The sequence below is a fragment of the Caballeronia temeraria genome (assembly GCF_001544795.2).
Lineage (GTDB): Bacteria > Pseudomonadota > Gammaproteobacteria > Burkholderiales > Burkholderiaceae > Caballeronia > Caballeronia temeraria.
Map to the genome: position 1 here is coordinate 116,842 of NZ_FCOI02000016.1, position 11,560 is coordinate 128,401.

General features: G+C 65.1%; 11 protein-coding genes. 8 read left to right on the forward strand and 3 right to left on the reverse strand.

Annotated features, from left to right (window positions below; translation table 11 throughout):
* The first annotated feature begins 361 nt into the window (after nt 1–361).
* Nucleotides 362–1,498, forward strand: a complete 1,137-nt coding sequence (locus AWB76_RS22730) for a glycosyltransferase family 9 protein (RefSeq protein WP_244173420.1) — start codon at nt 362–364, stop codon at nt 1,496–1,498.
* Here AWB76_RS22730 and AWB76_RS22735 read toward each other — a convergent pair.
* The 3 genes from AWB76_RS22735 to AWB76_RS22745 form a co-directional block, all read right to left on the reverse strand.
* The gene (locus AWB76_RS22735) at nt 1,465–1,929 is read right to left on the reverse strand and encodes a hypothetical protein (RefSeq protein WP_061162387.1); all 465 of its coding nucleotides are present in this window, start codon (nt 1,927–1,929) and stop codon (nt 1,465–1,467) included. The two genes, AWB76_RS22730 and AWB76_RS22735, sit on opposite strands and share 34 nt — an antisense overlap.
* A gap of 266 nt (nt 1,930–2,195) precedes the next feature.
* Entirely contained in the window at nt 2,196–3,023 is an 828-nt protein-coding gene (locus AWB76_RS22740; protein WP_061162388.1) for a shikimate dehydrogenase family protein, read from the reverse strand.
* A gap of 166 nt (nt 3,024–3,189) precedes the next feature.
* Complete coding sequence (locus tag AWB76_RS22745) at nt 3,190–4,908, reverse strand: SulP family inorganic anion transporter (RefSeq protein WP_061162389.1); 1,719 nt, start codon at nt 4,906–4,908, stop codon at nt 3,190–3,192.
* 190 nt (nt 4,909–5,098) lie between these two features.
* On the opposite strand from AWB76_RS22745, the gene AWB76_RS22750 reads away from it, so the two are divergent.
* The 7 genes from AWB76_RS22750 (at nt 5,099) to AWB76_RS22780 (ending at nt 11,544) form a co-directional block, all read left to right on the forward strand.
* Nucleotides 5,099–6,886 carry an FAD-dependent oxidoreductase gene (locus tag AWB76_RS22750; protein ID WP_061162390.1) on the forward strand — a complete coding sequence of 596 codons (1,788 nt, stop codon included), beginning with the start codon at nt 5,099–5,101 and terminating at the stop codon, nt 6,884–6,886.
* A complete protein-coding gene (locus tag AWB76_RS22755; RefSeq protein WP_061162391.1) occupies nt 6,883–8,622 on the forward strand; it encodes an FAD-dependent oxidoreductase in 1,740 nt (579 codons plus the stop codon). The genes AWB76_RS22750 and AWB76_RS22755 overlap by 4 nt, the downstream gene beginning before the upstream one ends.
* Complete coding sequence (locus tag AWB76_RS22760; protein WP_061162392.1) at nt 8,619–9,230, forward strand: NIPSNAP family protein; 612 nt, start codon at nt 8,619–8,621, stop codon at nt 9,228–9,230. The genes AWB76_RS22755 and AWB76_RS22760 overlap by 4 nt, the downstream gene beginning before the upstream one ends.
* A gap of 14 nt (nt 9,231–9,244) precedes the next feature.
* On the forward strand, nt 9,245–10,066 hold the full coding sequence (locus tag AWB76_RS22765; RefSeq protein WP_061162393.1) for a sugar phosphate isomerase/epimerase family protein: 822 nt from the start codon (nt 9,245–9,247) through the stop codon (nt 10,064–10,066).
* Between the two features lie 58 nt (nt 10,067–10,124).
* Nucleotides 10,125–10,979 (forward strand): IclR family transcriptional regulator, encoded by an 855-nt coding sequence (locus AWB76_RS22770; protein ID WP_061162394.1) that lies wholly within the window; start codon nt 10,125–10,127, stop codon nt 10,977–10,979.
* 86 nt (nt 10,980–11,065) lie between these two features.
* Nucleotides 11,066–11,263, forward strand: coding sequence for a type II toxin-antitoxin system RelB family antitoxin (relB, locus tag AWB76_RS22775; protein WP_061162395.1), 198 nt, complete (start codon nt 11,066–11,068; stop codon nt 11,261–11,263).
* Complete coding sequence (locus AWB76_RS22780; RefSeq protein WP_061162396.1) at nt 11,263–11,544, forward strand: type II toxin-antitoxin system RelE/ParE family toxin; 282 nt, start codon at nt 11,263–11,265, stop codon at nt 11,542–11,544. The genes relB and AWB76_RS22780 overlap by 1 nt, the downstream gene beginning before the upstream one ends.
* Nucleotides 11,545–11,560: the final 16 nt, after the last annotated feature.

The window sequence follows — 11,560 nt, forward strand, 5'->3', positions numbered from 1 at the left end:
GTTTCGGAATAAGCGGCGCTTATATTTCGATATCCAAAGTAATGATCTGATAGATCGCCATTTTGGGATTTTTCTGGGTCTTTTGAGCATTCCTAGGCGGCCTGATTGATATAAACTCAGCGAGCGTTTCAAACTCTTCTGATTTCAGTCAGTCATGGTATCGCCGCACGCAGCCAGTGTCCCGTCAGATGCAAACCAAGCCCTTTCCGTCGCGCTCGACATTCGCGGTTCGGGAAACTGGCCCGAGTTCGAACGCTTCTGCCTCGCAGCAATCGGGCGATTTCCGCATGATCCCGAGCTTCGCTGGCAACTGAGTCATTGCTATTGGTTACGTCACGATAGCGCGTCGGCGGAAGCGGTCATGCGCGAGGCGGCACGGCATCGTCCGAACGACGGACACGTGACCGGCGCAATCGCGATGTATCTCAACGAACAGTCGCGTCACGCCGAGGCCGAAGCCATGTACCGCCTCGCGCTCTCTCAGGCGCCGAATGCCAGTTCGATCGCCGTCGATCTCGCGGAACTCGAACTGCGGCGGGGCGCGTGGCGTGACGGGTGGCCGCGCTTCGAGCGGCGCGTCTCGGCGCATGGCGAGAACAGCGTCGTGACGCGAATGGAACGGGCCGGGCCGCGCTGGCGTGGTGAATCACTCGCCGGCAAGCGCGTCGTAGTCTATAGCGAGCTCGGTCTGGGCGACGACATTCAATTCGTGCGGTACTTTCCACGATTCGCGGAAAGTGTGCGAAGAAACAGCGGTGAAGCGTTATTGGCGGTGCGTTCTACATTGCATCCGCTCATCCGGCGGTTCGCGCCGGATTGCGTCGTGCTCGAGACCCATGATTTCAGTACGGTCGATTACACCGTGCGCATGATGAGCATGCCGTTCTGGATCGGCTTGTTGCCTGATCAGGTGGATGGCCGCGCCTATCTCGACGCGGCGCCGGAGCGCATCGGCATGTGGCGGCGCATGCTGTCCGCCGGCGGCACGAACGCGCTGCACGTCGGGCTCGTCTGGGCGGGCAGTCCTACGCATCGGCGCGATGCCCAGCGCAGCATGCCTGTCGATGCCCTCAAGCCGCTTTGGCGCCTGCCGAACATCGTGTTCCATCCTGTTGCGCCGGGCCGCGACGGCGATATCGCTGCGATGCGCGCGGCGGACGCACGCATCGCCGGGCTTCCCGAATATCGCGAGCATTTTCACGATTCGGCCGCGCTCGTCAGCGCGCTCGACGTACTCGTGACCGTCGACAGCTCACCGCTGCATCTCGCCGGCGCGCTCGGCAAACCGGTGCTGGCGATGATCGATCGCGCGTCGCACTGGTGTTGGGGCGAAGGCGAAACGCAGCCGTGGTACGACTCGGTGCGGCTCATTCGCCAGCGCGAGCCCGGCGACTGGGCGCCCGTGGTGGAGCGCGTCGCGGCGGCGTTATCGGCGAGGCTCGCCGGACGCGCCGCGCCGGAAGATCAGCAGGCGTCCGCGCCCGTCATTCTCGGATAGCCGGGCTGGCTGGAATCGATCGTCGTCACGCACGCGCCTTCGCTGAGATCAAGCGGGCTGTCGATATCGCGCTTCGAACCATCCTTCATCTGCACGCTGTAGCGGTAGACCTTCGTGGTCTGCTCCGGGCTTTTCTGGAACAGACTCGTCAGGTCGAAGCTCAGGCCCGCGCCGCCGCCCACGCCACTCCAGCCATTTCCGCCGATGCCGCCGCCGCCCACGCCGACCGTCGGGCCTGACGAAGACGGCGTGCTCGTCGACACGGTCGTCAAATATTGTTTGCCGACAATACGGCCCGTTGCGAGCGTGCTGTCCGCCGGCAGCGGCGCGGGTGCGCCCGGTCCCGTCGCGCATGCCGCGAGCATGGCAAATACGATGACGGCTAAGCCTGCTCGCGCCGCGCGTTGAATTCCTTTCCGATCCACTTTCATTCCAGCCTCTTGCGTGCCGCTGCACGCTTTCTGTTGGCCCTCGAAGCGAGCGCGTCTCATGGAAACGCACGCTCGCGCCGGTGCGGCCGGAACGTCGCGCAAAAAAGCCGCCCGAAAGAGGGCGGCTCGTCGGCGATTCGTTCTGGAATCTGCGGACCGGCGCGCTTCGCGAGGGACGCGAAGGCGCGGCGGGAATGTTGCGCGAATGCGCGTCGCGATTGAAGCAGATTGCTCCGATTCTTTGCGCGGCCAACCGCCTCGCGGGATCAGGCTTTCAACAGATACGCGACGATCGCATCGCACACGCGGCCGAACATCTGCGTGCCGGTGACGGTCGTGCAACCGCGCGCGCGGGCCGCTTCGATGAACGGCGTGAGCGGCGGCTTCGTCACCACATCGCCGACGAAGGTCGTCGGTGGCAGGCGCGAGACGTCGATCGGCAGCGGATCGCCCGGACGCATGCCCGCAGGCGACGCGTTCACGATGAGGTCATACGTTTCCGCGGGCGCATCGTCGGCGACGCTCACCGGGCCGCGGCCCAGCGCGGCGAGACGCGAGGCAAGCGCGCCGGTGCGCTCGGCATCGAAATCGCGGATCGCGAGCGACGCCACGCCTGCATCGACGAGCGCGTGGCCGATCGCCGAGCCCGCGCCGCCCGCGCCGATCAAAAGCGCGCGCTTGCCCTTCGGCTCGCAGCCCGCGTCCCTCAACGCCGCCACCAGGCCGATGCCGTCCGATGCGCCGCCGTGCCAGGTGCCGTCGGGGTTGCGTTTGAGCATATTGACCGCGCCGAGAAACGCGCCTTCATCGGTCAGCGACTGGCAATACTCGGTCGCGCTGAACTTGTGCGGGACGGTGATGATGACGCCGTCGCAGTTCTGCAGCGGCGCGATGCCCGCGAAGAACGCGCCAAGATCGGCGGGCGCGACGTGCGCCGGAATCACGATCGCGTCGCGGCCCGCCGCGCGCAAAGCGGCCGTCACGCCGGAAGGCGAGCGCACCTGCGCGATCGGATCGCCGACGATGAAATAGACGCGCGTCGCGCCGCTCAGGCCCGCGTCGAGCGATGCGGAAAAAGAAGTGTCCTGCGCCATGCCTCGGTTGCCTCCTGAGTCTTTGATCGGAAATTTGTGGAAAAGCGTTACGTGAATGCTAGTTGAAATTGGAATACTGTTCAACAATTTCATTGGTTATTTATGAAGCAACTAACTGTCTTGATGCGCAGCCCCCGCGAAAACTGCCATCGGGCACGCGAGCACTTTAAAGCGCGTTAGGCTCGTGCGCGGTGGGATTCACACCGGCGGCCGCCAGTGCTTCATGCAGCGTGTCGAAAATGTTGGATTCCCCGAGCACGCGCGTCAGTCCGTGGCGGTCCATATCGTTGCGCAAGAAGCGGTTGACGCGCCCGAAAATCACCGCGATGTCGCGAGCACGCAGTGTCTCGACCAACTCGCCGATCGTGCGCGCAGCCGAATAATCGAGATCGGTGATCGCGCCGGCATCGACGACGAGATGACGCAAACCATCGGCAGCCGTATCGACGAGCGTCGTCACTTCCGATGCGAACAGATGATCGTTCGCGTAGAAAAGATCCGCGCCGAAGCGATAGACGATCAGGTTCGGCGCGGTCATCGCGGCGGGCGTCGTCGGCATGTACTGCCAAGGTTTGCCGGGCGCGACGGGCGTAAGAACCATCGTGTGCGGATGATAGCTGTGGCGCACGTGCCGCATCAGCGACAGCGCGACGGCGAGCAGAATGCCGTGCTCGACGCCCACCAGCACCACCGCCGCCGCCGTGATGAGCGCGAGCGCGAACTCGCCGGGACTTTCCGCGCGAATGTCCTTCAGGTCCTGCACGTTGATGAGGCCGACCGCGATCGTGAACACGACGCCCGCCAGCGCGCAATGCGGCAGATAGCGCAGATAGCCGCTCAGAAACAGCAGCACGACGGCGACGACCACCGCGAACGCGATCTGTCCGAGCTGGCTGCGCGTGCCGGCTCGCTCGGCCATCGCGGTTTGCGTCGGGCTGCCGTTGACGACGAACGTGCCGCTCATCGCGGCCGCCGCATTCGCCGCGGCGAGACCGAGGATGTCGCTGTTGGTATCGACGTCTTCGTGATACTGCTGCGCGAAGACGCGCGCCGCGGCGGCGCTCTGCGCGATGATCATCACGAAGCACGACGCCGCGACGGGCACGAGATCGAGCGACTGCTGCCAGGTGATATCGGGAAAGCGGATCGAGGGCAGACCGCCGTCGACGGGACCGAGCACCGAAATCCCGTGCGCGGCGAAATCGAACGCCTGGCTCGCGGCGATGCTGCCGATCACCACGATGAGCGGCACCGGCAGACGCGGCGCGAAGCGCTTGCAGCCGAGAATCGCGAGGATTACGCCGAGCGCGAGGACGAGCGTCGGGCCATGCGCGTGCAGGAGATGCCCGATCACATAGACGAGCTGGGCGAGACTGCGCGACGACGGATACGGCACCGTCATGCCGAAGAGATCGCCGAGCATCGCAATCGACACCTGCACGCCGACGCCCGCCAGAAAGCCCGTCAACACCGTGCGCGACAGAAAATCCGCGAGAAATCCGAGCTTGAAGAGCCGCGCGAGCAGGAGCAACGCGGCCGTCTGCAGCGCGACCATACCCGCGAGCGCGACGTATTCCGGACTGCCCATTGCGGTCATCGACGACACCTTGCTCGCGAAGATCGTCGCCGTAGCGGAATCGGCGGCCACGACGAGATGCCGCGACGCGCCAAAAAGCGCGAACGCGATCAGCGGCAGGAACGCCGTGTAGAGGCCCGTCACCGCGGGCATGCCGGCGATGCGCGCGTAGCCGAGCACTTGCGGAATGTCCATCGACGCGAGCGACATGCCGGCGAGCACGTCGCGCAAGGCGCCGGCGCGGTTGATCGGCACGATGCCTTTGAGCAGCGGCTTGCTCGACGCGGGTCTCCGGGTCGTGTCTTGCATGTTTGGCCCCTTTTCCTGAAGAAGCGATCGTGCCCCAAGGAATACGCGATGCCAAGATCGTCGTCTCAAAAAGAGCTTGGCGAACGCTGTTGTTTTGGAATAGCATTCCACAATTAAAGCGAATTCTATGGCTAACACGCGTTTCGATTTGTCGGAGAAATGACGGCACGAATCGCGACGGAGCGGATCAATGGCGGAGACACTGGACACACTGGGGCAGAACGAAACCTTCGATGTCGTCGTGGTCGGTGCGGGCGGCGCGGGTATGTCGGCGGCACTCGTCGCGGCAATCGACGGCGCGCGCGTGCTGCTCGTCGAAAGCACGGAGTACGTCGGCGGTACGACCGCGTACTCGGCCGGCACGACGTGGATTCCCGCGTCGACGCACGCGGCGGGCGTCAATCGCGACGATTCATCCGCGAATGCCGAAGGCTTTCTCGATCGCGCGGTCGGCGGGCGCAGCAGCGCTGCGATGCGCCGCGCGTTCCTCGATGCCGGCCCGAAGGCGGTCGCGCATATCGAAGCGAATTCCGACGTGAAATATCGGGCGCGGCCGTTTCATCCGGACTATCTGTCGGAGATCGAAGGCTCGACCTTGCGCGGCCGCGCGCTGGAGCCGCTTCCGTTCGATGGCCGCAAGCTCGGCCGCGCGTTCTCGCTGATTCGTCCGCCGATTCCCGAATTCACCGTGCTTGGCGGCATGATGGTCGACCGCGACGACGTCGGGCATCTTCTGAACATGACGAAGTCGTTCGCGTCGTTCAGGCATGCAGCGAAACTACTCGCGCGTCATGCCCGCGACCGCATGAGTTCGCCGCGCGGCACGCGTCTCGTGATGGGCAACGCGCTGATCGGCCGGCTTTTGTATTCGCTGCTTCAGCGCGGCGTGACGGTGCTGACGAGCACGACGCTTGAAGCCTTGCATGCGGGCGCGAACGGCATCGAAGCTGTGACGCTGAGTCAAGTCAATGAGCGCCGGCGTATCGGCGTGAAGGGCGGCGTGATCCTCGCGAGCGGCGGCTTCAATCGTCATCCGGCGCGTCGACGCGAGATGCTTCCCGGCGCCGATCCGGCATGGTGTCCCGGCGCGCCCGGTCACCGCGGCGGTGCGCAGGATCTTGCGCTCGCTTCGGGCGCGCGCTTCGGCGAGGGCGCATTGTCGAACGCGTTCTGGGCGCCGGTTTCCGTGCGCAACCGCGCCGACGGCACGACCGCCGTGTTTCCGCATTTCATCATGGATCGAGGCAAGCCGGGCATGATCACCGTCGACAAATCGGGCAGGCGCTTTCTCAACGAAAACACGTCGTATCACCTGTTCGGTATCGCGATGCAGAAAGCGAACACGACGACGCCTTCCGTGCCCGCATACCTCATTACGGACTCCGAAGGACTGCGCAAGTACGGTCTCGGGATGGTGCGTCCGGGCGGGAAGGGCCTGGCGCCGTTTCTCGCGGATGGCTATCTCGTCGAAGGCAAGACGCTCGACGAACTCGCGGCGAAGCTCGATATCGACAAAACCGGACTCGCCGATAGCGTCGCGCGCATGAATCGCTACGCGCAAACCGGCGTCGACGCGGATTTTCAGCGCGGCACGACCGATTACCAGAACGCCAACGGCGACGCCAACTGGACCGGCCCGAACAAGTGTCTCGGTCCGATCGGCCAGGCGCCGTTCTATGCAGTGCGGCTCTATCCGGGCGATATCGGCGCGGCGACGGGCCTCGTCGTCGATACCGACGCACGCGTGCTGAATCGCGACGACCGGCCGATCGGCGGCCTCTACGCGTGCGGCAACGACGCGCAATCGGTGATGGGCGGCGTGTATCCCGGCCCCGGCATCACGCTCGGTCCCGGTCTCGCGTTCGGCTATCTCGCGGCGCGGCACGCGACGGTGCGCGCGAAGCACCCGAATCAGCCGACGCACGACGATGCGCTCGATCTGCCGATCGATCTCCCACTGCACGCCCACGCCAAATGAAGCTCGAACCGATTCTCGAATGCGACGTCCTCGTGCTGGGTTCCGGCGCGGGCGGTTTGTCGACGGCCGTCACCGCGGCGACGCGCGGCTTGTCCGTGCTCGTCTGCGAGAAGGAAGACGTGTTCGGCGGCACGACCGCGTGGTCGGGCGGCTGGATGTGGATTCCGCGCAATCCGCTGGCGACGCGCGCGGGCATCGTCGAAGATGAAAGCGCGCCGCGCACGTACCTGAAAAGCGAACTCGGCGCGCATTTCGATGCCGCCAAAGCCGATGCGCTCATCGAACACGGCCCGCGCATGATCGAATTCTTCGAGCGCAATACGTCGATGCGCTTCATCGACGGCAATCGCATTCCCGATTTCCACACGACGCAAGGCGCGGCGACGGGCGGGCGCTCCGTCTGCGCGATGCCGTTCGACGGGCGCGAGCTCGGGCCGCTCATCGACAAGCTGCGTGCGCCTCTGGCCGAAGTGACGATCAAGGGCATGGCGATCGCATCGGGACAGGATCTCGCGCATTTCCTCAACGCGACGCGCAGCGCGAAGTCGGCGTGGCATGTCACGAAGCGCTTTGCGGCGTTCGCGTGGCACATGCTGCGTCATCGGCGTTCGATGCATCTCGTGAACGGCAATGCGCTCGTCGCGCGGCTGCTGAAGTCGGCGGCGGATCGCGGCGTCGATCTGCGCACGCGGGCGAAGGCGGTGTCGCTGACGCGCGAGGCGGATCGCGTGACGGGCGCGCGCGTCGAGATCGAAGGCGTGATGCACGACGTGCGCGCGCGGCGCGGCGTCGTGCTCGCGTGCGGCGGTTATCCGCACGACGCGAAGCGGCAAACGGAGACGTTTCCGGTCATGCCGCACTGGTCGGCCGCGCCGAAGAGCAATACCGGCGATGGCATTCGCCTGGGCGAAGACGCCGGCGCGCATTTCGACGCGACGCTCGACGCGCCCGCCGCGTGGGCGCCCGTGTCGCTCGTGCCGAAATCCGGCGGACGCGAGGTCGCGTTTCCGCATCTGATCGAGCGCGCGAAGCCGGGCGTGATCGCGGTGACGCGCGCGGGCAGGCGCTTCACGAACGAGGCGTCGTCGTATTACGACTTCATCTCGGCGCTCATCGGCACGACGTCGCCGGGCGAAGAGACGTGCGCATGGCTCGTTTGCGATCATCGGTTTCAGCGCAGATATGGCCTCGGTTTCGCGAAGCCGTTTCCGTTTCCACTCGGGCCTTACGAGCGTTCGGGCTATTTGAAGTCCGCGCCGACGCTCGAAGCGCTCGCGCAGCAATGCGGCATCGATGCGCGCGGCCTCGCCGATACCGTCGCCACGTACAACGGCTACGCGAAAGACGGCTTCGATCCGCAATTCCACAAAGGCTCGACGCCGTATAACCGCGTGCAGGGCGATGCATCGCACAAGCCCAATCCGTGTCTCGCGCCGATCGTCGACGGTCCGTTTCATGCGGTGAAGATCGTACCCGGCAGCCTCGGCACGTTCGCGGGTTTGTCGACGGATGCGCACTCGCGCGTGCTCGACGAAGCGCGCGCGCCGATTCCCGGCCTCTACGCCGTCGGCAACGACGCCGCGAGCATGATGGGCGGCCACTATCCCGCGGGCGGCATCACGCTCGGACCCGCGATGACCTTCGGCTATCTCGCGGGCCTCGAACTCGCCGAACCGGCGCGCGAAGACAGCATCACGAATCTCTCCAACTTCAAACAGGCAAGGACTCTGCAATGACTCTGTACGACACGGTCACATTGACGGTGAAGATCGGCGCGAATGCGCAGGTTTTCGAGAACATCAAGGCAAGCAGCGACGCGCCCGGCTCGACGCTGCTCGGCTGCTGGTATTCGGATATCGGCGCGCTCGGCAAGGTCATGGTGCTGCGCGGTTTCGAATCGGAAGCGGCGTTGATCGGCGAGCGGCGGCGTCTCCTGCTCGAAGGCAATCCGTTCGGCTGCGGCGAGTTCATCGTCGACGTCGAAGTGAACAGCTACGCGCTCTTTCCGTTCCTGCCGCCGATCGAGCCGGCCGTGCACGGCGGCATCTACGAGATGCGCGTCTACGGCACGAAGCTCGCGAGCCTGCAGCACACGATCGATGCGTGGCAAAACGCCGTGCCGGAGCGCACGAAGCGCTCGCCGCTCATCGGCGCAATGTACGCGCTCGACGGCGCCGTGCCGCGCTTTCTGAACATCTGGCCGTACCCGAGCGTGGACGAGCGCTCGCGGATTCGCGCCGAAGCCGTGAAGGACGGCATCTGGCCGCCGAAGGGCGGACCGGCCCATCTGACGACGATGGAATCCACCATCTACGTGCCCGCGCCGTTCTCGCCGCTACGCTAACCGGAGACTTTTCGATGTCACGACGCAAGCTGTCCCTGTCCGCGCTGACGATCCTCGAACTGACGCCGCCGCAGATGGTCGAGTGCGCGGCGCAGGCGGGCTACGATTTCGTCGGCCTGCGGCTCGTGCCCGCGACCGATACGGAAGTGCGCCACGAGATCGTCGGCGCGACGCCGCTGAAGCGCGAGACGCTCGCGGCGTTGAGAGATACGGGCATCGGCGTGCTCGATGCCGAAATCCTGCGCCTGAGGCCCGACACGGACGTCGCCGGTTTCGAACCGATGCTGGCCACCGCCGCCGAACTGGGCGCGCGCTACGTGCTCGTCGCGGGCAACGATCCCGACGAGGCGCGCACGGCGGAGCGGCTCGCCGCGCTGTGCGATCTCGCGAAACCGTACGCATTGTCGCCATCGCTCGAACCGATGCCCTGGACCGATGCGAAGGACATCGTGCAGGGCGCGCGCATCGTGAAGGCGGCGCAGCGCGCGAATACGGGCCTGATCGTCGATCCGATCCATTTCGACCGCGCGGGATCGTCGACGCAGACGCTGCGCGAGTTGCCGCGCGAATGGTTCGGCTACGTGCAGTTCTGCGACGCGCCCGCCGAGCGCCCCGCCGATCTCGACACGCTGCTGTTTCAGGCGCGCGCCGAACGCATGATTCCGGGCGAGGGCGGCCTCGATCTCGCGGGCATCCTGCGCGCGCTGCCGGATGATCTGCCGCTATCGATCGAAACGCCGATGAACGAATGGGCGAAGACTGCGAGCGCGCTCACGCGTGCGAAGCGGCTGCGGGAGGCGACGCTCGCGGTCCTGGAGGATGCACACGCCAGTTGAATTCCGGGGTGGAATCGTGTTCTCATTCCGAATCACCGGAACTTCGAGAGACTGAAAGATGGCGGGAAATCTGGAGCGGGCGTTGTCGATCATCGAGTTGCTGGCGAAAAACGGCGGGCGGATGCAGCTCGCCGCCATCGCCGACACGCTCAACATTCCGCGCAGCGGCACGCACCGGCTGCTCGCGATGCTGATCGACGAAGGCTACGTGCGGCAGGACGAGGATCACGGGGAATACATGCTCGCGCTGAAGCTCGTGTCGCTCGCGCTCATCTATTTGTCGACGGGCGGCGTGCTCGACGTGTCGCAGCCGGTGCTCGACCGGCTCGCGGCGCAGTCGGGCGAGCTGGCGCGGCTGGGCGTCGTCGAGGACGATCACATTACGTTCGTCGGCAAGGCGCAGGGCGCGAAGTCGGGTTTGCGCTACGACCCGGACATGGGCAGCCAGCCGCCCCTGCATTGCACGGCGAGCGGGCAGGCGTGGCTGTCTTCTCTCTCCGACGAGGAGGCGCTCGAGCTCGTGTCGAAGCAAGGCGGTCTCGGCAAGCCCGGCTCGGGCGGCCCGAAGGCGCCCAAGACGATCCAGCAATTTCTCGCGGACTTGCAGGCGGCCCGAAAGCGCGGCTACGGCATCGCGAGCGAGACGTACGAGGCCGGCATGACGTCGATGGCCGCGCCGATCCATCATCCGGTGACGGGTATCGTCGTGGGCGTGGTGAGTCTCGCCGGACCGACGAGCCGTCTGCCCGAGACGCGCCTGAAGGAGCTTGCGCCTGCGCTGCTCGAGGCGGCATCGGATATGGGCGCGGCGACATTGAGTTCGCCCTATTTCAAGCGATCGGTGGCGAAGGTGGAAGAGGCGGCGCCGGCGCCTGTCGCGAAGGGGAAAGTGAAGCGGGCGACGAGCGTTTAACGGCGCAGGAACTGGCCGAATGGCCGAGGTGACGCGGTTCGGAAGCCTGCGTTATCATCGTTTTCATCATGAAACGAGAACTTGAAATGCCTACTCCACTCGATCCGATCGTGTCCGAATTCGCTTCTGTCGAAGAGGCGGAGGCGTATGACCAGTGGTTTCGCGAGAAAGTGCGGCGCTCGATGGCGGATACGCGGCCGCGCGTTCCGCACGATCAGGTGATGGCCGAGATTCGCGCGAAGCTTGAAGCGAAAATCAAAGCGAAGGAACGGTCGGGTTCCTGATGCTGTCGATACGCTGGACCGTTGAAGCACTTGAAGACTTCGATCAACTCACAGACTGCATAGCCGAACTCAGTCCTCGGGCAGCAATGACGATGTTCGAGGTGATTGAAAAGGCTGTCATTCCCGTCGCCGTTACGCCGTTCCTGTTTCGTTCCGGTCGAGAGCCGGGCACACGCGAAATCGTCGCGCATCCGAACTACATCGTGGTTTATCGCGTCATGGACAATTGGATCGAAGTCGTGAATGTGATCCACGCGCGCCAGCGCTATCCCTTCCCGTGAAGCTTTTCATGGTTTG